Origin of the sequence: Halomonas sp. NO4, assembly GCF_010994375.1 — a bacterium.
In the GTDB taxonomy this organism is placed as follows: Bacteria; Pseudomonadota; Gammaproteobacteria; order Pseudomonadales; family Halomonadaceae; genus Halomonas.
Genome location: NZ_WHMA01000034.1, coordinates 1 through 21574 on the forward strand (window position 1 = coordinate 1; position 21574 = coordinate 21574).

Sequence of the window (21574 nt, forward strand, 5' to 3'; positions counted from 1 at the left end):
CTGAGAAGTGGGAAGCCTCGCCCGTGGCGCGTCAGCGCTTAGGGCGGGGAGCAGTCACGGAAGCGCCCGGCTGTATCCGCTAGCGTCAGCCTCGGCCCAACGGCGTGCGGGCGACGACCCACACCTCGACGGCCTCGGCCCCGGCCTGCCGGCACGCCCGGGCCAGGGCATCCAGGGTACCGCCGGTGGTCATGACATCGTCGACCAGCGCCACGCGACGCGGCAGCGCCCCCTCGACCCGAAAGGCTTGGCGCAGATTGCGTCGCCGCGCGACCCGGCCCAGGCCCCGCTGGCTGCGCGTATCGCGCACCCGTACCGCACACCCCAGCGGGCACCCCACCCGGCGCGCCAGGCGTCGGGCCAGCCACTCGGCCTGATCGAAGCCGCGCTCCCGGGCCCGCCGCGGGTGCAGCGGCACGGGAACCAGGGCTTCGGGCCAGGCGAGGGATGCCTCCGCCAAGCCATTCGCCAGCAGCGCCAGCAATACGGCCCCGGCTCGCGGGGAGGCATGGAACTTGAAGCGTTGCACCAGACCGAGCACCTCACCGTCGTAGCGCAGAGGCGCATGGGTGCGATCAAAGGCTGGCGGCTGGCGCAGGCAGGCGCCACAGAGGCGCCCCGCCGGCCCGCTCTGCGGCTCCCCGCAGCGCGGGCAGGCCGACGGATTCCAGGGCAGTTCGACGAAACAGCTCGCACACCAGGGCGCGCCGGGCGCAGCCGTGCCCAGGCAAAAGGCGCAACGCCCGGGCAGGGCCTGTCGCAGCGCCCTGTCAACCCATTCGGGAATCAGGGTTGACAAGCGCTGCCGACCCCCTACCCTGTTCGTCAACCTGGCTTTCCCGTTCATGTTGACCTCAAGCGAGCCCACCATGCCCACAGCTTCCCATGCCGCCGCCCCCGATGCGAGCCTACCGCGCGACCCCGCCATCCGCCACGACTGGTCCCTGGCAGAGATCGAGGCGCTCTTCGCCCTGCCCTTCAACGACCTGCTGTTCCGCGCCCAGCGGGTGCACCGCGCCCACTTCGATGCCAACGCCGTGCAGGTCTCCACCCTGCTCTCCATCAAGACCGGCGCCTGCCCGGAGGACTGCAAGTACTGCCCCCAGTCGGGCCACTACAACACCGGGCTCGGCCGCGAGAAGCTGCTCGAGATCGAGAAGGTGGTGGAACAGGCCCGGGCGGCAAAGGACGCCGGTGCCAGCCGCTTCTGCATGGGCGCGGCCTGGAAGAGTCCCCGCGAACGCGACCTCGAGGTGGTGCTGGAGATGGTGCGCCGGGTCAAGGCGCTGGGGCTCGAGACCTGCATGACGCTGGGCATGGTCGACGGCGACCAGGCCGGCCGCCTGGCCGAGGCCGGGCTCGATTATTACAACCATAACCTCGATACCTCGCCGGAATACTACGGTGAAATCATCACCACCCGCACCTACGCCGACCGCCTGGACACGCTCGCCCATGTACGCGAGGCGGGCATGAAGGTGTGCGCCGGCGGCATCCTGGGCATGGGCGAGGCGCCCCGCGACCGCGCCGCCCTGCTCCAGCAGCTGGCGCGCCTCGACCCGCACCCGGAATCCGTGCCCATCAACATGCTGGTCAAGGTGCCCGGCACGCCGTTGGAGAACGTCGAGGATCTCGACCCCATCGATTTCATCCGCGCCATCGCTGTGGCACGCATCCTGATGCCGACCAGTCACGTGCGCCTCTCCGCCGGCCGCGAGCAGATGGACGAGTCGACCCAGGCGCTGGCCTTCCTGGCCGGGGCCAATTCCATCTTCTACGGTGACAAGCTGCTCACCACGTCCAACCCCCAGGTGGAACGCGATCGGGCGCTGTTCGCCAAGCTGGGCCTGCATCCGGAGCAGCGCGCCACCTGTGCCGATGACGCCCATGCCCAGGCGGGTCTCGAAGCGGCCGTGGCACGTCGGGTCGGCGACGCCCGCGCCGCCGCCCTCGCCTACGACGTCGCCGGGGCCTGAGCCGGCATGGTCTCGACGCCCCCCTGTTGGTCCGCCCGCCTCGCCCAGCGGGCCACCGAGCGCCGCGCCGCAGGGCTGTGGCGCCAACGCCGCCACCATGCCCCCGGGGCGACCCGCGATTTCGCCGGCAACGACTACCTGGGGCTCGCCCGGGAACCGTGCCTGATCGATGCCATGGCAGACGGCGCGCGGCGCTACGGCACCGGCGCGTGCGCCTCGCACCTGGTCAGCGGTCATCTCGCGGTGCACGAGGCCCTCGAATGCCGCCTGGCCGAGCTCGTCGGTCGCCCCCGCGCCCTGCTCTTCTCCACCGGCTACATGGCCAACCTAGGCACCCTGCAGGCGCTCTGCGACGGCCACACCCAGGTCTTCCAGGACCGCCTCAACCACGCCTCGCTGCTCGACGGCGCCGCCCTCGCCGGGGCCCGTTCTCGACGCTTCCACCACCAAAGCCTGGCCGACCTCGACCGCCTGCTCGCCCGCGCCCCGACGGACGCACCCCGGCTGGTGGTCACCGATGGGGTGTTCAGCATGGACGGCGATGTCGCCGACATCGCCGGCCTGGCCAGCGTCAGCGCGCGCCACAGCGCCTGGCTGATGGTCGATGATGCCCACGGCCTGGGCGTGCTGGGCGAAGCCGGCGAGGGCTGCGTGGGCCGCGCCCACGGCGTCGACGAGGTACCGGTACTGGTCGGCACCCTGGGCAAGGCGCTGGGTACCGGTGGCGCCTTCGTGGCCGGCAGCGAGGCGCTGATCGAGCACCTGATCCAGTTCGCCCGCCCCTACGTCTACACCACCGCCCAGCCCCCCGGGGTGGCGGCGGCGACCCTGGCGGCGCTGGACATCCTTGCCGCGGAGCCGGAGCGACGGGAGCGGCTGTGCACCCGGATCGCCCGCTTCCGCGCCGCGGCCGCCGGCCTGGGGCTGCCGCTGATGGACAGCCCTACGCCGATCCAGCCGCTGGTGCTGGGCAACGGCCAGCGTGTGCTGGCCTGGGCCGCACGGCTCGCCGAGCGCGGCCTGGCGGTGGGTGCCATCCGCGAGCCCACGGTGCCCCGCGGCCAGGCGCGCTTGCGCATCACCCTGAGTGCCGCCCACAGCGACGCCGACCTGGACGCCCTGCTGGATGCCCTGGCCGCCTGCCAGGCCGGGGAAGGCGACGCCGCCCGGGAGGCGACCCCATGAGCCACCTGGTGCTGCTCGCGGGCTGGGGCTGCGATGCGCGCATCTGGCAGCCACTTGCCCCCCACTGGCCGGCGGGCTGGAAGATCCACGCCCCGGACTGGCCGGGCTACGCGGGGCGCGAAGCCCTTGCCGAGCCGGCCTCTCTCGCGGCCCTGGCCGACGCCATGGCCGACGACCTGCCGGTAGACGCCGTCTGGGTGGGCTGGTCGCTGGGCGGGCTGCTGGCCGGCGCCCTGCTCGATCACCTGCCTGCGCACCGCTCTCACCCCCAGGGGCTGATCCTGCTGGGCATGGGGCCGCGCTTCTGCCATCCCCGCGGCATCACCGCCAGCGAGCTCGCCGCCTTTCGACGCGCCTTCCGCCGCGCCCCCGCAGCGACCCTGGCCCACTTCCGGCGCGGGCAGCTCGCCGGCGAGCCGGCGCCACGCACCGCCCATCGGCGCCTGCGCGACCTGCTGGGCGAGGCCCCCAGCGCCGACACGCCCACTCTGGCCGCCGGTCTCGACTGGCTCGCCACGCTCGATGTCGAATGCCCGCTGGCCGAGGCGCCCTGTCCGGTACGCACCCTGGCCGGTGCCGACGATCCGCTGCTGGCGCCACCCCTGCGCGAGGCGGCCGACCGTTGCCTCGACGGCGCCGGCCACTGCCCCATGCTCTCACAGCCCAAGGCCCTCGCCGATGCCCTGGTAGCGCTGGCCCGTGAATGCGCCAGCGTGGCGCCTCAAGAGGAGTCCCCGGCATGAGCAGCGCCCCGTTGCCCCGCCCCGCGGTGCCACCCGATTGGCCTCGCCGAGTGGCCCGCGCCTTCTCGCGGGCCGCTCCTGACTATGCACGTCTGGCCGGCGCCCAGCACACCATGGGCATGCGGCTCTGGTCTCGTCTGCCGGATCGGGCGGAGGACATACTCGATCTCGGCTGCGGCCCCGGGCACTGGAGCGCCCGACTTGCCGAGCGCTATGCGCCAGCCGGCCGTGTCATCGGCCTCGACCTGGCAACGGGCATGCTCGAGGTGGCGCGCCAGGACCAGGGGGCGGCGGCGCGAGTGAGCTGGCTGTGCGCCGATGCCGGCGCCCTGCCACTGGCGAGTGCCAGCCTGGACCTGATCTTCTCCAACCTGGCCATCCAGTGGTGCCCCGACCTCGACGCGGTGCTCGCCGAACTCCACCGCACCCTCCGGCCCGGCGGCCAGGCACTGATCAACACCCTGGCCCCCGGCACCCTGGTCGAGGTGGCCCATGCCTGGGCGCGCCCCGAAGCCCCCGCCGCCCTGCTCGACTTTTGCGGCCGCGACCGGCACCTGTCTGCCACCCGGCTGGCCGGCTTTCGCCAAGTGACGGTCACGGCCAGCCAGCCGCGCTTCCACTACCCCGACCTGGCCTCGGTGATGGCCTCCATCAAGGGTATCGGCGCCCAGACCGCTCGCCCCGGTGCCCGCCTGACCCGGGCCGACCTGGCCCGCGCCAGGCAGCGCTACGAGGCGCTGCGCGAGCCCGAGGGGCTGCCGGTTACCTACCAACTGCTGAGCCTGGAGCTGGAGCGCTGAGATGGCCGCCTACTTCGTCACTGGAACCGACACCGACGCGGGCAAGACCCTGATCACCGCCGGCCTGCTTGCCTTGGCACGTCGCCGCGGCCTCACCACGCTGGGCCTCAAGCCCGTCGCCTCGGGCAGCGAGCCAGTCACCCTCGAAGACGGCACTTCGGCACTACGCAATGCCGATGCGCTGGCCCTTCAGGCCCAGAGCCACCCTCCCGAGCCCTATGTGGTGGTGAACCCGCACGCCTTCGCCCCGGCCATCGCCCCGCACCTGGCCGCCCGGCGCGCGGGGACAACGGTCAGCCTCGACACTCTGGTCCCGCAGGTCCGGCAGGGCCTTTCCCACCACCGCGACCTCACCCTGGTGGAGGGAGCCGGCGGCTGGCGTGTGCCCCTCAACGACCGGGAAGATCTCGCCGAGCTGGCGGTGCATCTCGCGCTGCCGGTGATTCTGGTGGTGGGCCTGCGACTGGGCTGTATCAGCCATGCGCGGCTGACGGCGGAAGCGATCGCGGCCTCCGGCCTGCGCCTGTCGGGCTGGGCCGGCAGCCTGGTGGACCCGGCCTTCGCGGCCGACAGCGCGCTCCATGACGACAACCTGGCCATCCTGGCGCGCGCACTCGATGCGCCCTGCCTGGGCATCCTGCCTCGCCTGCCTGACGGCGATCCGCGCGCCATGGCTGCGGCCGCCGCCGCTTACCTGGAGCTGCCCGATGTCGATTGACTTGCGAGGGGGCGTCCGTACAATGTGGTCGCCTGCCTATCCGTGCGGATGTGGTGGAATTGGTAGACACGCCAGATTTAGGTTCTGGTGCCTTCGGGCGTGGGAGTTCAAGTCTCCCCATCCGCACCATTTGATCGTCCCGCCAACGCATGTGAATCTCCGCCGTCCTCTCGCGACGCGCGGCTATTTGGCGTGCCCGTCATGTCGCCTCGCCCCCTCTTTTGCTTCTTTGCCTCGGAGGCCCCGATGACCGCTCCTGCCTGGAATCCCTCTCCTGTGAAGAATCCCTCCCCCATCTGGCACCCCTACGCCCATCTCAAGACCCAGCGGCCGGCGCCCAAGGTGGTCGGCGGCGAAGGCCCTTATTTCCACCTGGAAAGCGGCGAGCGGCTGCTCGACGCCACCTGCTCCTGGTGGTGCATGATCCACGGCTACTGTCACCCGCGCCTGGTGAACGCCATTCAGCAGCAGGCCGACGAGCTCTGTCACGTGATGCTCGGCGGGCTGACCCATGAGCCCGCCGATCGCCTGGCACGGGAGCTGGTTCGGGTCACCCCGGAAGGACTGAACCACGTCTTCTACTCGGACAGCGGCTCGGTGGGCATGGAGGTCGCCATGAAGATGGCGGTGCAGTACCACCAGCTGCGCGACAAACCGGGCAAGCACCGCCTGCTCTCGCTGATGAAGGCCTACCACGGCGACACCGCCGGCTGCATGGCGGTATGCGACCCCGAGGAGGGCATGCACTCGCTGTTCTCCGGCTACCTGCCCCGGCATTACTTCGCCCCGGCGCCCACGGCGCCCTTCGAGGCCGAGCCCGCGTCGGTGGCGGCCGACCTAGCCGCCCTGCGCGCGGTGCTGGAAGCACACCACGAGGAAATCGCCGCCCTGCTGATGGAGCCGCTGCTGCAGGCGGCCGGCGGGCTCAACATGACCTCGCCCCACTACCTCCGCGGTGCCCGCGAACTCTGCGATGAATTCGATGTGCTGCTGGTCTTCGACGAGGTGGCCACCGGCTTTGGCCGCACGGGCAAGCTGTTCGCCGCCAACCACGCCGACGTCACGCCCGACATCCTGGTGCTATCCAAGGGGCTTACCGGCGGCTACCTGGGCCACGCGGCCACGCTGGCCACCGACCGGGTGCACGACACCTTTATCGGTGACAGCGACATGCACGCCTTCATGCACGGGCCGACCTTCATGGGCAACCCGCTGGCCAGCCGAGTGGCTCTGGAGAGCCTGGCGGTGTTCGAGGAGGAGGACTATCTGGGCAAAATCGCGACCCTCAATGGGGTGCTGCGCGAAGAACTGTTGGAAGACGCGAGCCTGCGCGCGCATCCGGCAGTGGAGGATGTGCGGGTGCTGGGCGCCACCGCCGTGATCGAGACACGCGAGGCCGCCGACCTCGCCGGCGTGGGCGAATGGGCCCGTGACCAGGGCGTGTGGCTGCGTCCCATCGGACGCTGGCTGTATACCATGCCGGCCTATGTCACCTCGCCCGACGAGCTGCGCCGCATCACCGACACGATGAAAGACTGGTTCCGCTGAACACCAAAAGTCGCCGCCCCGCCAGGGCGGGGCGACGACGCGAACGCGGAATGGTAGAGCTAACGGCGATCAGGCCATGGCGGGAGCGGCGTAGGAGATGGGGGCCAGCTGGCGCTCATCCTCGAAAGTGACGATCTCGTAGGCATCCGGCTGGGCCAGCAGGGCGCGACACAACTGGTTATTCAGCGCGTGGCCCGATTTCACGCCACGGAATTCGCCGATCAGACTGTAGCCAAGCTGGTAGAGGTCACCGATGGCGTCGAGCACCTTGTGCTTGACGAACTCGTCATCGTAGCGCAGGCCGCCCTCGTTCACAATGCGATAGTCATCAACCACGATGGCGTTGTCCAGGCTGCCGCCCAGCGCCAGGTTGTTGGCGCGCAGGTGCTCGAGGTCGCGCATGAAGCCGAAGGTCCGCGCCCGCGACACCTCCTTGACGAAGGAGGTCGTGGAGAAGTCGACCACGGCGGTCTGCTTCTGCTGCTCGAATACCGGGTGATCGAAGTCGATGGTGAAGGAGACCTTGAAGCCCTGATGCGGCAGGAAGCGCGCCTCCTTGTCCTCGTCGCGCACCACCACCTCGCGCTTGATGCGGATGAACTGCTTCGGGGCGCCCTGCTCGGCGATACCCGCCGACTGGATCAGGAACACGAAGGGCGCGGCGCTGCCGTCCATGATCGGCACTTCCGGCGCGCTGACGTCGATGTAGACGTTGTCGATGCCAAGCCCTGCCAGGGCCGACATCAGGTGCTCCACCGTGGCCACCTTGACGCCGTCACGGGACAGCGCCGTGCACAGGGTGGTGTCGGTGACCAAGGCGGCATCCGCCGGCAGCTGGACCTCCGGCTCCAGGTCGGTGCGCACGAAGATGATACCGGTGTTGGCCGGGGCCGGTCGCAAGGTCAGGTAGACCTTCTTGCCGGAATGAAGACCAACGCCGGTGGCGCGGATTGTGTTTTGCAGGGTGCGTTGTCTGATCATGGGCAGAGGCCAGGCCGTTGTAAGTTATCAAACGCCGTTCACTATAACACCGAACGAGCGTTTCAACAAAAAAACATGGCCCAACCCTGCCTAATCAGATGATAGCGACCCTCAATCGGCCTGCCGCCGCAGGAAGGCCGGGATATCGAGATAGTCATCGAGTTCCTGGGGTGAACGGCGTTTCTCGGGCTGGGGCTTGGCCGCCTCCTGGGGCTCAGCCTTGGCGGCCGTTGCCTGCTGACGCATCGCCGTGGGCTGCTGCAGCTTGCGGTAGTCACGGCTTTCGGGGCGCTGAGCGGTCTCGCGACCGGCCGGCTTCTGCTGCTGACGCCCCTCGAGGCCCGCTGCCACCACGGTGACCCGCAACTCGTCGGACATCTCCATGTCGATGGACGTCCCCACCACGATGGTGGCGTCCTGGGAGGCGAACTCCTGAACGGTGGCGCCCACGTCGTTGAACTCACCGATGGAGAGGTCCGGACCGGCGGTGATGTTGACCAGGATGCCCCGGGCACCGTGGAGGTCGATGTCTTCGAGCAGCGGGCTTCGAATGGCCTTCTCGGCGGCCTCGCGGGCCCGGTTCTCGCCGGTGGCCCCGCCGGTGCCCATCATCGCCATACCCATCTCGGACATCACGGTGCGCACGTCGGCGAAGTCGACGTTGATGATGCCGGGGCTGGTGATCAGCTCAGCGATGCCCTGGACGGCGCCCAGCAGCACGTCGTTGGCGGCGCTGAAGGCGTTGAGCAGGCTGGCATTCTTGCCCAGCACGGAGAGCAGCTTCTCGTTGGGAATGGTGATCAGGGAGTCGACGTGCTCGGAGAGCTCCTTCATGCCCTCTTCGGCCACGCGCATGCGCTTGGGGCCTTCGAACGGGAAGGGACGCGTCACCACCGCCACGGTGAGAATGCCCAGTTCCTTGGCGACCTGGGCCACCACCGGCGCGCCGCCGGTACCGGTGCCACCGCCCATGCCGGCGGTGATGAACACCATGTCGGCGCCGCTGATCAGCTCGGCGATGCGATCGCGATCCTCCATGGCCGCTTGGCGACCCACTTCGGGACTGGCACCGGCCCCGAGCCCCTTGGTGATCTCGTTACCGAGCTGGAGCACGGTCTTGGCCGCCACTCGCTTGAGTGCCTGGGCATCGGTATTGGCGCAGATGAACTCCACGCCCTCGATGCTGCTCTCGACCATGTGGTTGACGGCGTTGCCGCCGCCGCCGCCCACGCCGACGACCTTGATGACCGCACTGCTCGAGGGTGCGCTATCTACCAGTTCGAACATAAGCCCCGTCTCCTGGACCGCACCGCGGCCCTGTCAGAAATTTCCTTTCAACCAGCCCTTGATCTTTGCCAGCGCCGGAATCCCTTCCCTCGTTCCACGCCGGGAGACGTCATCACGCCTGGGTTGTGCCGTCACCACACGGCCCTGGCGACCAGCCCCGTGCCGAGACTCTTGCTGCAAGGCGTAATGTAGCAAACCGACGCCGGTGGAATAAATCGGATTGCGTACCACGTCGGCCAGTCCGCGCACATTATGCGGCGAAGCGATGCGCACCGGCATGTGGAATATCTCCTCTGCCAGTTCCACCACGCCTTCCATGCGCGCGGTTCCGCCAGTCAGCACCACTCCGGCAGCCACCAGATCCTCGAAGCCGCTGCGCCGCAGTTCGTCGCGGATCAGCGTGAACAATTCCTCGTAGCGCGGCTCGACCACCTCGGCCAGCGCCTGACGCGACAGGTCACGCGCCGGGCGGTCGCCGACGCTGGGCACCTTGATCATCTCGTCGCTGGCCGCCAGCTGGGTCAGCGCGCAGGCGTACTTGACCTTGATCTCCTCGGCGTGCTGGGTCGGCGTGCGCAGCGCCATGGCGATATCGTTGGTGACTTGGTCGCCGGCGATAGGAATCACCGCCGTGTGACGAATCGCTCCTTCGGTGAAGACGGCGATGTCGGTGGTGCCACCGCCGATATCGACCATGCACACCCCCAGCTCGCGCTCGTCCTCGGTGAGCACCGCCATGCTGGAAGCGAGCTGCTCGAGGATCACCGCATCGACCTCGAGGCCGCAGCGGCGCACGCACTTGTCGATGTTCTGCACGGCGTTCAATGCCGCGGTGACTAGGTGCACCCGGGCCTCGAGTCGCACGCCGGACATGCCCAGCGGCTCACGAATACCGCCCTGGGTATCGATGGAAAACTCCTGGGGAAGGACGTGCAGCACGCGCTGACCTTCGGAAATGGCCCGGGCCCGGGCCGAGTCGATGACCCGCTCGATATCGGAAGGGGTGACTTCGCGCTCCTTGATGGCCACGACCCCGTCGGAGTTCATCGAGCTGATGTGGCTGCCCGCGACCCCGACATACACCGAGTGTATGTCGCAGCCGGCCATCAGTTCGGCCTCTTCCACGGCGCGTTGGATCGATTGCACGGTCGACTCGATGTTGATGACCACACCCTTCTTCATGCCGCGTGAAGGGTGAGAACCGATACCGGCGATCTCGATACCGCCATCATCGGTTGGCTGGCCCACGATCGCCACCACCTTGGATGTTCCGATATCCAGCCCGACTACCATGTTGGATGCGTTGGAAGTGACTGCCATGCGCCGGGAACACTCCTTGAACTTGACCCGCAGGGGAATCCATTAATCGCTGAAATGGCCATTGGAACCATTATAGAAACAACGGGCGTTAAATCACCAGCCCAATGCCAAAAAGAGACTTCACGATACGGGGAAATCCTGCCAAAAGATACACTCGAAGTCGCCATCTGACGGGGCGATGCGGCAAAAATCACTCCCCGTCACGCGCGACAAGCGCAGCTCCATCACCGTCGGTTTCACCGTGCCAGGCTACCGCCACACCGTTGGGATAGCGCAGGTCGATGTAACGAATGTGCGACATGGCGCGGCCCAGCTGTCGCCGCCAGGCCGCCGCGAGACGCGCCAGGCGTGCCTCGCGGTCGCTGCGGCCCAGCATCACCCAGATGCCATCGTCGAGCTGGAATCGCCAGGCGCCGCGCGCCTCGAGGCGCAGCTGGCTGATGGCAACCCCCAGGTCGCCGAAGCGCGGCGCCAGGCGCTCGTAATAGGCCAGCACCTCGGCGCCGCTGCCGGGGGGACCGGAGAGATCGGGCAGGCCGGGTGGAGGGGGAACCGGGGCGGGATCGAAGGGCTCGCCTTGGGGGTTGAGCAGGCGGTCATCGTTCCAGCGCGCCACCGGCTGCTGCTCGACCAGTTCGAAGACCAGCGCATAGGGCCATTCCCGGGAGACGCGCACCTCGGCAAGCCAGCCGATGTCGCGGGCCTCGCGCCTGAGCGCCGGCAAGGAGATGGAGAGCCAGGTGCGGCCATCGACCAGCGGCGCGAGCTGGCTGCGCAGATAAACCGCCGTGACGTGGTTCAGCTCGCCACGGATCGCCACCCGTTCGATGGGCTGGTCGAGCCACAGCCACAAGGCCCGACCACCGGCCCCCAGCACCAGCAGCAGGAGCACCACCCCCAGCAGCGAGCCCCGCGAGCTCATTCGGGCGCGGCCTCCAGCGTGGTGTCGAGGATGCGCAGCACCAGCGCATCGAAATCGAGACCGCTATGCGCCGCAGCCTGGGGCACCAGGCTGTGGTCGGTCATGCCCGGCACGGTATTGACCTCAAGCAGCCAGAAACAGCCCTCGGCATCGCGCATCACGTCGACGCGCCCCCAGCCCTCGCCGCCGATGGCGGCAAAGGCGTCGCGGCACAGGGCGCCCAGCGCCGCCTCGGCATCGGCGGCGAGCCCGCACGGCAGGTGGTAGCGGGTGTCATCGGCGAGATACTTGGCCTCGTAATCATAGAAGCCGCCAGGCACCTCGACGCGGATCGCCGGGAGGATGGCATCGCCGAGCAGCGATACCGTGTACTCCTCTCCGGCGATGAAGCGCTCCGCCATGACCTGCGCATCGAAGCGTGCGGCCTCGTGGTAGGCGGCCTCGAGCGCGGCGCCGCTGTCGACGATGCTGATCCCCAGCGTCGAGCCCTCGTGCACCGGCTTCACGATCAGCGGCAGGCCGAGTTCCGCCACCACCGCCTCCCAGTCGGCGTTCGCCGCGAGTATCCGCCCCGCGGGGGTGGGCAGGCCCAGCGCCTCCCACACCAGCTTGGTGCGCTGCTTATCCATCCCCAGCGCCGAGGCCAGCACCCCGCTGCCGGTATAGGGCAGGCCCAGCAGCTCCAGCGCCCCCTGCAGGGTGCCATCCTCGCCGCCACGGCCGTGCAGGGCGATGAACACCCGGTCGGGGGCGAGCACCTCGAGCCCGGCGAGCCCCCCGTCGGCGGGGTCATAGCCGATGGCATCGACCCCTTGGCGCTCGAGCGCCGCCAGCACCGCGGCCCCGCTCTTCAGCGACACCTCGCGTTCCGCGGAATGGCCGCCGTAGAGCACCGCGACCCGACCATAGGCACGCGCCATCATAGCCTCACCTCGTCCAGCTTCAGGCCACTCTCCGCCAGGCGCTGGGCAATGCCGCCCACGTCGCCGGCACCCTGGGTGATCAGGATATCGCCATCGCGCAGCACCCGCGTCAACAGTGCCGGCAGCTCCGCCTTGTCCTGCACGAAGAGCGGATCGACCTCGCCACGCTGGCGGATCGACCCCGCCAGGGCACGGGCGTCCGCCCCGGGGATGGGCGCCTCGCCGGCGCTGTAGACGTCCAGCAGCAGCAGGGTATCGACCTCGGAGAGCACCTGCACGAAGTCCTCGTAGAGATCGTGAGTGCGTGAGTAGCGATGCGGCTGGTAGACCATCACCAGGCGTCGCACCGGCCAGCCGGCGCGCACGGCGCGGATGACCATCGCCACTTCGCGCGGGTGGTGACCGTAGTCGTCGACCAGCATCACCTCGCCTTCGCCCGCCGGCGGCGCAAAGTGGCCGTGCACCTGGAAGCGCCGCCCCACCCCGGCGAAGCCGGCCAGGCCGCGCTGGATGGCGGCATCGTCGACGCCGGCATCGGTGGCGATGGCGATCGCCGCCAGGGCATTCAAGGCATTGTGCCGGCCCGGCATGGCCAGGCGCACCGCCAGCGGCGCCAGACCGTCGGGGCGCTCGGCGGTGAAGCGAATCTCGCCGCCCTGCTGGGCGAAGTCGCGGATCCGGTAGTCGGCGTCGGCACTGAAGCCGTAGGTGACGAACTGGCGGTGGAGGCGCTCGCGCAGGCCGCGCACGTTGTCGTCGTCGATGCACAGGATCGCCAGACCATAGAACGGCAGGTTATGCAGGAACTCGATGAAGGTGCCCTTGAGCCGTTCGAAATCGCCGCCGTAGGTGCTCATGTGGTCGGCGTCGATATTGGTGACCACCGCCACCATGGGCTGCAGGTGCAGGAAGGAGGCGTCGGACTCGTCGGCCTCGGCCACCAGGAAGTCGCCCTCGCCGAGGCGCGCGTTGGTGCCGGCGCTGGTCAGCTTGCCGCCGATCACGAAGGTCGGGTCGAGCCCGCCCTCGCCGAGCAGGGTGGCGGACAGGCTGGTGGTGGTGGTCTTGCCGTGGGTGCCGGCCACGGCGATGCCGTGACGAAAGCGCATCAGCTCGGCGAGCATCTCGGCGCGGCGTACCACCGGCACGCGATGCTCGTGGGCCCAGCGGATCTCGGGATTGCTCTCGTCCACGGCGGTGGAGACCACCACCACGTCGGCATCCACCACGTTGTCGGCGGCGTGGCCGATGGCCACGCGGATGCCGATCTCGCCAAGGCGCTGGACCACCGGCGACGCCTTGAGGTCGCTGCCGCTGACCCGGTAGCCCTGATTGGCCAGGACCTCGGCGATCCCGCACATACCGGCGCCGCCGATGCCCACGAAATGTATGCGCCGGATGCGGCGCATGCCCATGCCCCGGCCGTGCCGGGGCGGAATCGTCTGTCCGGGAACCGGTCCCAGGGTGCTATCGCTCAAGACCTGTCTCCATGCAGCCGGCCACCAGGCGCTCCACCGCGTCGAGGCGGGCACCGCCGCGCGCCTGCACGGCCATGGTGGCGAGAGTGTCGGGGTCGAGCAGCGTCGCCAGGCGTTCGGCCAGCGCCGCTGCCGTCATGTCGCGTTGGGGGATCAGTGCCGCGCCACCGGCCTCGACCAAGGCGCTGGCATTGGCGGTCTGGTGATCGTCAACGGCGTGGGGAAAGGGCACGAAGAGTGCCGGCTTGGCGGCGGCGGCGAGCTCGGCCACGGTGAGCGCCCCGGCCCGACAGACGACGAGATCCGCCCAGTCGTAGGCCGCCGCCATGTCATCGATAAAGGCCGTGACGTCCGCTTTGACGCCATGCTGGTCGTATCTCTCACGGGTCGCCGCGTCCTTGTCGCGGCCGGCCTGGTGACGCACCGCGGGCCGGCTCGCCTCGGGCAGGCGGGCCAGCGCCTCGGGGAGGCGCTCGTTGAGCGCCTGGGCACCCAGCGAGCCGCCCACCACCAGCAGGCGCAGCCCGCGTCCGGCCATGGCCGCGACGGTTCGCGGCGTCTCGCCCAGGGCAGCGATCTCGGCGCGCACCGGGTTGCCGACCACCTCGCTGCGGCCGCCAAAGGCCTGGGGAAAGGCGGCGAAGACCCGGCGCGCCAGGCGCGCCAGCACGCGGTTGGTCAGCCCCGCCACGGCATTCTGTTCGTGGATCACCAAGGGGCGGCGCGACAGCCAGGCGGCCAGGCCGCCGGGGCCGCTGGCAAAGCCGCCCAGCCCCACCACCAGCGCCGGGTCCAGGCCGCGGATGATCCGCGCCGCCTGCCACACGGCCCGTGTCAGGTTGAAGGGGGCCAGCAGCCAGCCGGCTAAGCCGTTGCCGCGCAGCCCGCTCACGGCGATGCGATGCAGGGGGATGTTGGCCGCGGGCACGAGATGGTTCTCGATGCCCCGCGGGCTGCCCAGCCAGTGCACCTCGATGCCCTGGGCCGCCAGGCCGTGGGCCAGCGACAGCGCGGGAATGACATGGCCTCCGGTGCCCCCGGCCATGATCAGCGCGCGGCGTACGGATGACTGGCTCACGAACGAGCTCCTTCTGATCGAGAGGATGAACGAGGGTGGTGCGCCTCATCGCGGGCTGCCGCGGGGCTGGCCCGGCGCCGAGCGGCACGGGTCTCGATGTCGGCGCGCAGCAGCAGCGCCACCATCAGCGCACTCACCAGCAGGCTGGAGCCGCCGTAGCTGAGCAGCGGCAGCGTCAAGCCCTTGGTGGGCAGCATGCCGGTACTCACGGCGATGTTGATGAAAGCCTGGGCGGCGATCACGAAGGCCACCCCATAGCTCAAGTAGGCCGCGAACGCCAGGCCCGCCAGTTCGGCGCGCCGCCCCACCGCCAGGGCGCGCACGATCAGCAGTGCGAAGAGCCCCACCACGCCGATGGCACCGATCAGCCCCAGCTCCTCGGCGAGCACGGCGAAGACGAAGTCGGTGTGCGCCTCGGGCAGGTAATACAGCTTCTGCACGCTGTTGCCAAGCCCGGTGCCCAGCCAGTGGCCGCGACCGAAGGCGATCAGCGCCTGGGTCAGCTGGTAGCCGCTGGCGAACTGGTCGGCCCAGGGGTCGGCGAAGCTGGTCAGCCGCGCCAGGCGGTAGGGCTCGGCGATGGCGGCGTAGAAGCCGAGCAGCCCCAGCCCGATCAGGAGCAGCACGAACCGCCCCCAAGGCGCGCCGGCCATCAGCAGCATGCCCATGGCGCAGCCGGTCATTACCACCACCGCGCCGTAGTCCGGCTCGAGGATCAGCAGCGCGGCGAACACCCCGATGACCAGCAGCGGGCGCAGGAAGGCCCCCCAATGGCGGCGCACGGCGGGCAAAAAGCGCTCCAGGTAGCCGGCCAGGTAGGCGATCAGGCACAGCTTGGCGACTTCCGAGGCCTGCAAGTTGAAGGGAACCCCGGGCACCGAGAGCCAGCGGCGACTGCCGTTGACCTCACGCCCCACCAGCAGCACGGCCACCAGCAGCGCGAACCCCAGCAGCAGCAGCAGCGGCCCGTTGGCCCGCCACCAGGCCAGCGGCACGCGCACCGCCAGGGCCGCCACGACGAAGGCGACCACCACGAAGAGGCCGTGGCGCTGGCTGAAATAGTAGGGGTTGCCGGTCAGCCCGGCGGCCACCTCCATGGAGGCGGAAGTGACCATCACCCAGCCGATCAGCAACAGCGCGATGGCCGCCAGCAGCAGCCAGCCGTCGCAAGGCTGATCACGCATCGACAGCGACTCCCGCCAGCGGGCCAGGCGCTTCATGCACGTCTCTCCTTGCCATCGGCCGCTTCGCCGAGGTGCTGCTCGAGCCAGCGACGGAAGGCGTCGCCGCGGGCCTGGTAGTTGGGGAACTGATCGAGGCTCGCACAGGCCGGCGACAGCAGCACGCAGTCGCCGGGGCGTGCGACCGTGCGGGCACGGCCCATGGCGGCCCCGAGGTCCGCCACCCGGGTCACGGCGACACGCCCCTCGAGCGCGGCCGCCAGGCGCGGCGCATCGGCACCGAAGAGGATCGCCTCACGGCCATAGCGAGCCAGCGGTTCGGCCAACGGCGTGAAGTCCGCCCCCTTGCCCACGCCGCCGGCCAGCAGCACCAGCCGCCCTTCGAGGGTGGGGCCCAGGCCGGCGATGGCGGCGAGCGTGGCCCCCACGTTGGTTCCCTTGGAGTCGTTGATCCAGCGCACGCCGTCGCGCACCGCCACCGTCTCGCCGCGGTGCGGCAGGCCGGGAAAGCGCTCGAGCACCGTGCGCATGGCAGCCAGCGGCAGACCCAGGCGCGTGCCCATGGCCAGCGCCGCCAGGGCATTGGCCTGGTTGTGGCGCCCCGCCAGGCGCATCGTCCCGGCGGCGAGCAGCGGCGTCTCGCCGTGCATCAGCCAGTCGCGGCCGTCGCGGCGGGCGATGCCCCACTCTCCCGGGCCGGGCGCGGCGGTAGTGAAGCGATCCAGGGCCGGCAACGGCGCCGCCGGCCAGGTCAGCGGGTCCTCGGCGTTGACCACGCCGTGGCGCGCGCCGCGGAAGATGGCAAGCTTGGCGGCACGGTAGCCCGCCATGTCGCCGTGGCGGTCGAGGTGATCCTCGGAGAGGTTGAGGAAGGCCGCCGTCTCGGCGGCGAGCCAGGGCGTCGTCTCGAGCTGGAAGCTTGAGAGCTCGAGCACGAAGAGCTCGGCGTCGGGTGTCTCGGCCAGCAGGTCGAGGGCCGGGGTGCCCAGGTTGCCGCCCACCGCCACGCGCACACCCGCCTCGCGGGCCATCTCGCCGAGCAGGGTGGTCACGGTGGACTTGGCGTTGGCGCCGGTGATGGCGGCAACGGACGCGGTGCAGGCACGTCGGAAGAGCGCGATCTCTCCCACCAGGCGCGGCTCGCCGGTGGCCGGGTTGCGCGCCTCGGCCAGCCCCTCGAGCCCCGGCGTGGCGGGATCGACGCCCGGGCTCAACACCACTTCGGCCACCTCGGCGAGATCGAGCTCGGTCAGCGGCCCAAGATGAACCGCCACTTCCGGATGGGCGGCGTGAAAGTCGTCCAGGCCCGGCGGCGCCGACCGGGTGTCGGCGACCATGAAGGGCACGCCCTGACGCGCCAGGTGGCGACAGATCGCCCGGCCGGAAACCCCCAGGCCCACGACGAGGGTGATGCCCGCGGATATCGCGACCCTGCCGCCTGCCTCGCGGCTGCCATCGGACTGCATCAGCGCACCTTGAGGGTGGCCAGGCCGACCAGCACCAGCACCACGGTGATGATCCAGAAGCGCACGATGACGCGCGGTTCCGGCCAGCCCTTGAGCTCGTAGTGGTGGTGCAGCGGGGCCATGCGGAAGATGCGCCGGCCGGTGAGCTTGTAGGAGCCCACCTGCAGGATCACCGAGATGGTCTCCATGACGAAGATGCCGCCCATCACGAAGAGCACGATCTCCTGGCGCACGATCACCGCCACCACGCCGAGCGCCGCTCCCAGCGCCAGGGCACCGACATCGCCCATGAAGACCTGGGCCGGATAGGTGTTGAACCACAGAAAGCCCAGGCCGGCCCCGGCGATGGTGGCACAGAACACGGCCAGTTCCCCGGCGCCGGGGATGTTGGGAATCTGCAGGTAGTCGGCGAAGACGGCGTTGCCGCTGGCGTAGGCGAACACGGCCAGCCCCATGGCCACCATCACGGTGGGCATGATCGCCAGGCCGTCGAGACCATCGGTGAGGTTCACCGCGTTGGAACTGCCCACGATCACCAGGTAGGTGAGCACCACGTAGAAGACACCGAGCGGCAGCACGAACTCCTTGAACAGCGGCACGATCAGGCTGGTCTCCACCGGCGAGGCGGCAGTGACGTAGAGCAGCACGGCGGCCAGGCCACCGATCAGCGACTGCCAGAAGTACTTCCAGCGCGCCGGCAGCCCGCGGGGGTTCTTTTCCACCACCTTGCGGTAATCGTCGACCCAGCCGATGGCCCCGAAGCCCAGCGTCACCGCCAGCACGATCCAGACGTAGTGGTTGGCGAGATCGCCCCACAGCAGGGTGCTGACGGCCATCGACACGAGGATCATGGCACCGCCCATGGTCGGCGTACCCGCCTTGGAGAGGTGCGACTGGGGACCGTCGTCGCGTACCGCCTGGCCGATCTGGCGCTCCACCAGGCGACGAATCATCCAGGGCCCCAGAAACAGGCACAGCAGCAGCGCCGTCAGGGTGCCCAGGATCATGCGCAGGGTCAGGTAATTGAAAACATTGAAGGCGCTCTGGAATTGCGCCAGAAAATCGGCCAGAAAAAGCAGCATGTGTTGCGATCACCTTATGCGTCGGCGCGCAGTGCGGCCACGACCTCTTCCATACCGGCGCTGCGCGAGCCCTTGACCAGCACGCTGGCGCCGGGGGGCAGATGGTCCAGGACGTGGCGCGTCAGCGCCTCGCGATCATTGAAATGGCACCCGCCGTCGCCGAAGGCGTCGCAGGCGGGCTTGGCCTGCGCCCCGCAGGTGCCGAGCACGTCGATTCCCCGTTCCCTTGCGTAGTGGCCGACCTCGGCATGCAGCCGGTCGGCCTCGGCGCCCAGCTCGCCCATGGCGCCCAGCAGGCACCAGCGCGGCCCCGGCAGCTCGGCAAGCAGCGCAAGCGCCGCCTTCACGGCGCCGGGATTGGCATTATAGGTATCGTCCAGCACGCGCGTGTCGCGGATGCCCGCCACCACGGCGAGACGGCCCGCCAACGGCTCGGCGGCCGCCAGGCCGGCGGTGACGCCCTCGGCGGAGACGCCCAGCGCCAGCGCCGCGGCCGCGGCCGCCAGGGCATTGGCCACGCTGTGGCGCCCCAGCAGGGCCAGGGTGATGCGCCCGAGCCGGCGGCCATCCACGACAAGCGTGAAAGCATAGCGTCCCAGGGCGTCGCAGGCCAGCTCGGTGGCACGCACCCGCGCCGCGCCATCCAGGCCGAAGTCGAGCACCTCCCGCGGCGCGGCCAGGCGCGACCAGAGCGGAAAGTAGACGTCGTCGCGGTTGAGGACCGCCACGCCGTCGGCCGGCAGCCCGGCGAGAATCTCCCCCTTGGCCTGGGCGATACGGCCCATGCCGCCGAATTCGCCGACATGGGCACCGGTGACGTTGGTGATCACCGCCACCTGCGGCTCGGCCAGGGCGGTGGTCCAGGCGATCTCGCCCAGGTGGTTGGCCCCCAGCTCGACCACGGCGTGGCGGTGGTCGGGGGCAAGCTCGAGCAGGGTCAGCGGCGCACCGATGTCGTTGTTGAGGTTGCCGTGGGTGGCCAGCGTCGCGCCGTGGGGCGCCAGCAGCGCCTTGAGGAGCTCCTTGACGCTGGTCTTGCCGCTGTTGCCGGTCACCGCCGCCAGGGGCCTGCCCCAGGCGCGTCGTCGTGCCCGCGCGAGCAGGCCCAGGGCGAGGCGCGTATCCGGGACCACCAGCTGGGGCAGCGGGTCGTCCACCGGCCGCTCCACCAGGGCGGCGGCGGCGCCCGCCTCCCGCGCCTGGGCGAGAAAGGCGTGGGCGTCGAAGCGCTCGCCGACGAGCGCCACGAAGAGCGCGCCGGGGGCTATTCCCCGGGTGTCGGTGGCAACGCCGGCCAGCGGGCGATCCGTCACGGGTGGCGCCACCCCCAGCGCCGCGGCCACCGCGGCGAGGCTCTCCAAGCCGCACTGGCTCATGCCGAGGCCTCCCGGCGCGCCAGCGCCCGGTTCACGGCATCCACGTCGCTGAAGGGATGGCGCACGCCGTCGATCTCCTGATAGGTCTCGTGGCCCTTGCCGGCGACGAGTACCACGTCCTCGGGCGCCGCCTCGGCCAGCACCCGGGCGATGGCCTCGCCCCGTCCGGCCAGGTTCCAGGCCTTTTCTCGCCCCGCCGCCGAGAGGCCCTCCATGACCTGCTCGCGAATGGCAGCGGCCTCCTCGCTGCGTGGGTTGTCGTCGGTGATCACCAGGCGCTCGGTCTGGCGCTCGGCGGCGGCGCCCATCAGCGCTCGCTTGCCGCTGTCGCGATCCCCGCCGCAGCCGAACAGGCACCACAGCCGCCCCTGGCCGGGCAGATGGGCACGCAGCGCTGCCAGGGCATTCTCCAGGGCATCGGGGGTATGCGCGTAGTCGACGATCACCCGAGGGCAGCCGGGCCGGATCAGCGGCTGCAGCCGCCCCGCTACCGGCGAGACCCGCGCGGCGGCATCGAAAAGGTCGTCGAGCGATTCGCCGGCGCCATAGAGAGTGGCCATGGCCAGCAGCAGGTTGTCGAGGCTGAAGCGCCCAAGCAGTGAAAGCTCGAGGGGGCGCTCGCCCTCCGGGGTGGCGACGAGGGCGAGCTGGCCCGTCGGTGAGGCCTGCCAGTCGAGCACCCGCAGCGTGGCCGCCGGGTCGCTGCCCACGGCAAGTACCCGCACGCCCTCGCCCACGCCGGCCAGCATCAGCCGCGCCAGGGGGTCGTCGGCGTTGACCACCGCCAGGTCGAGCTCGGGGCGGCGGAACAACCGCGCCTTGGCCGCGGCGTAGGCGGCCATGCTGCCGTGGTAGTCGAGATGGTCGCGGCTCAGGTTGGTGAACACCGCCGCGCTGACCCGGCAGCCATCGAGGCGACCCTGCTCCAAGGCATGGGAGGAGACCTCCAGGGCGATGCGCGTCATGCCCTCCCCGGCCAGCTCGCCAAGTGCCGCCTGCAGCGCCAACGGCCCCGGCGTGGTCAGGCGGCCCTCGGTCAGGTGCCCCGGTCGCCCGTGGCCGAGGGTGCCGACCACCCCGGCATCACGCCCCAGGAGCCGGCTCAGCTCGGCCAGGTAGTGGGTCACCGAGCTCTTGCCGTTGGTACCGGTCACACCGATGAGCTCCAGCGCCTCTGGCACCGCGAAGAACGCCTGCCCCAGTTCGCCCAGCCGCTGGCGCAGATAGGGCAGTGCCAGCACCCGGGGGTCGTTCAGCGCCTCGGGCAGGCGCTCGTCACGGCCCAGATGATAGAGCACGGCGGAAGCGCCGGCCGCCAGGGCCGCCTCGACATGGTCACGGCCATCGGCGGCTTCGCCGGGCAGCGCCACGAAGACGTCGCCCGGCGCCACGCCCCGGCTGTCCTCCACCAGGCGCAGGCGCGCCGACGTGGGTGGCGCCAGGGTCAGCTCGGGCCAGCAGCGGCGCAGCGCCGCCTCGAAACGGGTTGCCGTCACGTACATGGGCTCTC

19 protein-coding genes and 1 tRNA gene are annotated in these 21574 nt (G+C 70.1%); 7 read left to right on the forward strand and 13 right to left on the reverse strand.

What is annotated here, in order from left to right:
* Positions 1 to 85: 85 nt before the first annotated feature.
* On the reverse strand, positions 86 to 799 hold the full coding sequence (locus tag FEF15_RS16205) for a ComF family protein (RefSeq protein WP_240454200.1): 714 nt from the start codon (positions 797 to 799) through the stop codon (positions 86 to 88).
* 70 nt (positions 800 to 869) lie between these two features.
* Between FEF15_RS16205 and bioB the strand changes: the two genes are divergently transcribed.
* From bioB to bioA, 7 genes are all read left to right on the forward strand, one after another.
* A complete protein-coding gene (gene bioB, locus FEF15_RS16210) occupies positions 870 to 1976 on the forward strand; it encodes a biotin synthase BioB (protein ID WP_163560205.1) in 1107 nt (368 codons plus the stop codon).
* A 6-nt stretch (positions 1977 to 1982) separates the two neighbouring features.
* Positions 1983 to 3161, forward strand: a complete 1179-nt coding sequence (bioF, locus tag FEF15_RS16215; protein WP_163560206.1) for an 8-amino-7-oxononanoate synthase — start codon at positions 1983 to 1985, stop codon at positions 3159 to 3161.
* A complete protein-coding gene (locus FEF15_RS16220) occupies positions 3158 to 3904 on the forward strand; it encodes an alpha/beta fold hydrolase (protein WP_163560207.1) in 747 nt (248 codons plus the stop codon). The genes bioF and FEF15_RS16220 overlap by 4 nt, the downstream gene beginning before the upstream one ends.
* Positions 3901 to 4704: a methyltransferase domain-containing protein gene (locus FEF15_RS16225; protein ID WP_163560208.1), complete on the forward strand. Its 804-nt coding sequence runs from the start codon at positions 3901 to 3903 to the stop codon at positions 4702 to 4704. The genes FEF15_RS16220 and FEF15_RS16225 overlap by 4 nt, the downstream gene beginning before the upstream one ends.
* A 1-nt stretch (position 4705) precedes the next feature.
* Entirely contained in the window at positions 4706 to 5422 is a 717-nt protein-coding gene (gene bioD / locus FEF15_RS16230) for a dethiobiotin synthase (RefSeq protein WP_163560209.1), read from the forward strand.
* Positions 5423 to 5466: 44 nt separating this feature from the next.
* Positions 5467 to 5551: transfer RNA gene (locus FEF15_RS16235), tRNA-Leu, on the forward strand.
* A gap of 117 nt (positions 5552 to 5668) precedes the next feature.
* Positions 5669 to 6970 carry an adenosylmethionine--8-amino-7-oxononanoate transaminase gene (gene bioA, locus FEF15_RS16240; protein ID WP_163560210.1) on the forward strand — a complete coding sequence of 434 codons (1302 nt, stop codon included), beginning with the start codon at positions 5669 to 5671 and terminating at the stop codon, positions 6968 to 6970.
* A gap of 69 nt (positions 6971 to 7039) precedes the next feature.
* Here the strand turns inward: bioA and lpxC are convergent, their stop codons facing one another.
* The 12 genes from lpxC to FEF15_RS16300 form a co-directional block, all read right to left on the reverse strand.
* Positions 7040 to 7951, reverse strand: a complete 912-nt coding sequence (gene lpxC, locus FEF15_RS16245; RefSeq protein ID WP_163560211.1) for a UDP-3-O-acyl-N-acetylglucosamine deacetylase — start codon at positions 7949 to 7951, stop codon at positions 7040 to 7042.
* Positions 7952 to 8062: 111 nt separating this feature from the next.
* Positions 8063 to 9238: a cell division protein FtsZ gene (gene ftsZ, locus FEF15_RS16250; RefSeq protein ID WP_163560212.1), complete on the reverse strand. Its 1176-nt coding sequence runs from the start codon at positions 9236 to 9238 to the stop codon at positions 8063 to 8065.
* A 33-nt stretch (positions 9239 to 9271) separates the two neighbouring features.
* Positions 9272 to 10558, reverse strand: a complete 1287-nt coding sequence (gene ftsA / locus FEF15_RS16255) for a cell division protein FtsA (RefSeq protein ID WP_163560213.1) — start codon at positions 10556 to 10558, stop codon at positions 9272 to 9274.
* A 190-nt stretch (positions 10559 to 10748) separates the two neighbouring features.
* On the reverse strand, positions 10749 to 11480 hold the full coding sequence (locus tag FEF15_RS16260) for a cell division protein FtsQ/DivIB (RefSeq protein WP_163560214.1): 732 nt from the start codon (positions 11478 to 11480) through the stop codon (positions 10749 to 10751).
* A complete protein-coding gene (locus FEF15_RS16265) occupies positions 11477 to 12400 on the reverse strand; it encodes a D-alanine--D-alanine ligase (RefSeq protein WP_163560215.1) in 924 nt (307 codons plus the stop codon). Before FEF15_RS16265 ends, FEF15_RS16260 begins: the two co-directional genes overlap by 4 nt.
* The gene (gene murC / locus FEF15_RS16270; RefSeq protein WP_163560230.1) at positions 12400 to 13818 is read right to left on the reverse strand and encodes a UDP-N-acetylmuramate--L-alanine ligase; all 1419 of its coding nucleotides are present in this window, start codon (positions 13816 to 13818) and stop codon (positions 12400 to 12402) included. The genes FEF15_RS16265 and murC overlap by 1 nt, the downstream gene beginning before the upstream one ends.
* Positions 13819 to 13870: 52 nt before the next feature.
* Positions 13871 to 14959, reverse strand: a complete 1089-nt coding sequence (gene murG / locus FEF15_RS16275; RefSeq protein WP_163560216.1) for an undecaprenyldiphospho-muramoylpentapeptide beta-N-acetylglucosaminyltransferase — start codon at positions 14957 to 14959, stop codon at positions 13871 to 13873.
* On the reverse strand, positions 14956 to 16179 hold the full coding sequence (gene ftsW / locus FEF15_RS16280; protein WP_163560217.1) for a putative lipid II flippase FtsW: 1224 nt from the start codon (positions 16177 to 16179) through the stop codon (positions 14956 to 14958). The genes murG and ftsW overlap by 4 nt, the downstream gene beginning before the upstream one ends.
* The gene (gene murD / locus FEF15_RS16285; protein WP_163560218.1) at positions 16176 to 17606 is read right to left on the reverse strand and encodes a UDP-N-acetylmuramoyl-L-alanine--D-glutamate ligase; all 1431 of its coding nucleotides are present in this window, start codon (positions 17604 to 17606) and stop codon (positions 16176 to 16178) included. Before murD ends, ftsW begins: the two co-directional genes overlap by 4 nt.
* The gene (gene mraY / locus FEF15_RS16290; protein WP_163560219.1) at positions 17606 to 18688 is read right to left on the reverse strand and encodes a phospho-N-acetylmuramoyl-pentapeptide-transferase; all 1083 of its coding nucleotides are present in this window, start codon (positions 18686 to 18688) and stop codon (positions 17606 to 17608) included. The genes murD and mraY overlap by 1 nt, the downstream gene beginning before the upstream one ends.
* A 14-nt stretch (positions 18689 to 18702) precedes the next feature.
* Complete coding sequence (murF, locus tag FEF15_RS16295; RefSeq protein ID WP_163560220.1) at positions 18703 to 20064, reverse strand: UDP-N-acetylmuramoyl-tripeptide--D-alanyl-D-alanine ligase; 1362 nt, start codon at positions 20062 to 20064, stop codon at positions 18703 to 18705.
* Entirely contained in the window at positions 20061 to 21566 is a 1506-nt protein-coding gene (locus FEF15_RS16300) for a UDP-N-acetylmuramoyl-L-alanyl-D-glutamate--2,6-diaminopimelate ligase (protein ID WP_163560221.1), read from the reverse strand. The genes murF and FEF15_RS16300 overlap by 4 nt, the downstream gene beginning before the upstream one ends.
* Positions 21567 to 21574: the final 8 nt, after the last annotated feature.

Excerpts from the sequence above, each read along its gene's own strand:
- bioB (WP_163560205.1), top strand. The coding sequence starts at position 870 with ATGCCCACAGCTTCCCATGCCGCCGCCCCCGATGCGAGCCTACCGCGC.
- bioF (WP_163560206.1), top strand. The coding sequence starts at position 1,983 with ATGGTCTCGACGCCCCCCTGTTGGTCCGCCCGCCTCGCCCAGCGGGCC.
- FEF15_RS16220 (WP_163560207.1), top strand. The coding sequence starts at position 3,158 with ATGAGCCACCTGGTGCTGCTCGCGGGCTGGGGCTGCGATGCGCGCATC.
- FEF15_RS16225 (WP_163560208.1), top strand. The coding sequence starts at position 3,901 with ATGAGCAGCGCCCCGTTGCCCCGCCCCGCGGTGCCACCCGATTGGCCT.
- bioD (WP_163560209.1), top strand. The coding sequence starts at position 4,706 with ATGGCCGCCTACTTCGTCACTGGAACCGACACCGACGCGGGCAAGACC.
- bioA (WP_163560210.1), top strand. The coding sequence starts at position 5,669 with ATGACCGCTCCTGCCTGGAATCCCTCTCCTGTGAAGAATCCCTCCCCC.
- lpxC (WP_163560211.1), bottom strand. The coding sequence starts at position 7,951 with ATGATCAGACAACGCACCCTGCAAAACACAATCCGCGCCACCGGCGTT.
- ftsZ (WP_163560212.1), bottom strand. The coding sequence starts at position 9,238 with ATGTTCGAACTGGTAGATAGCGCACCCTCGAGCAGTGCGGTCATCAAG.
- ftsA (WP_163560213.1), bottom strand. The coding sequence starts at position 10,558 with ATGGCAGTCACTTCCAACGCATCCAACATGGTAGTCGGGCTGGATATC.
- FEF15_RS16260 (WP_163560214.1), bottom strand. The coding sequence starts at position 11,480 with ATGAGCTCGCGGGGCTCGCTGCTGGGGGTGGTGCTCCTGCTGCTGGTG.
- FEF15_RS16265 (WP_163560215.1), bottom strand. The coding sequence starts at position 12,400 with ATGGCGCGTGCCTATGGTCGGGTCGCGGTGCTCTACGGCGGCCATTCC.
- murC (WP_163560230.1), bottom strand. The coding sequence starts at position 13,818 with ATGGGCATGCGCCGCATCCGGCGCATACATTTCGTGGGCATCGGCGGC.
- ftsW (WP_163560217.1), bottom strand. The coding sequence starts at position 16,179 with ATGAAGCGCCTGGCCCGCTGGCGGGAGTCGCTGTCGATGCGTGATCAG.
- murD (WP_163560218.1), bottom strand. The coding sequence starts at position 17,606 with ATGCAGTCCGATGGCAGCCGCGAGGCAGGCGGCAGGGTCGCGATATCC.
- mraY (WP_163560219.1), bottom strand. The coding sequence starts at position 18,688 with ATGCTGCTTTTTCTGGCCGATTTTCTGGCGCAATTCCAGAGCGCCTTC.
- murF (WP_163560220.1), bottom strand. The coding sequence starts at position 20,064 with ATGAGCCAGTGCGGCTTGGAGAGCCTCGCCGCGGTGGCCGCGGCGCTG.
- FEF15_RS16300 (WP_163560221.1), bottom strand. The coding sequence starts at position 21,566 with ATGTACGTGACGGCAACCCGTTTCGAGGCGGCGCTGCGCCGCTGCTGG.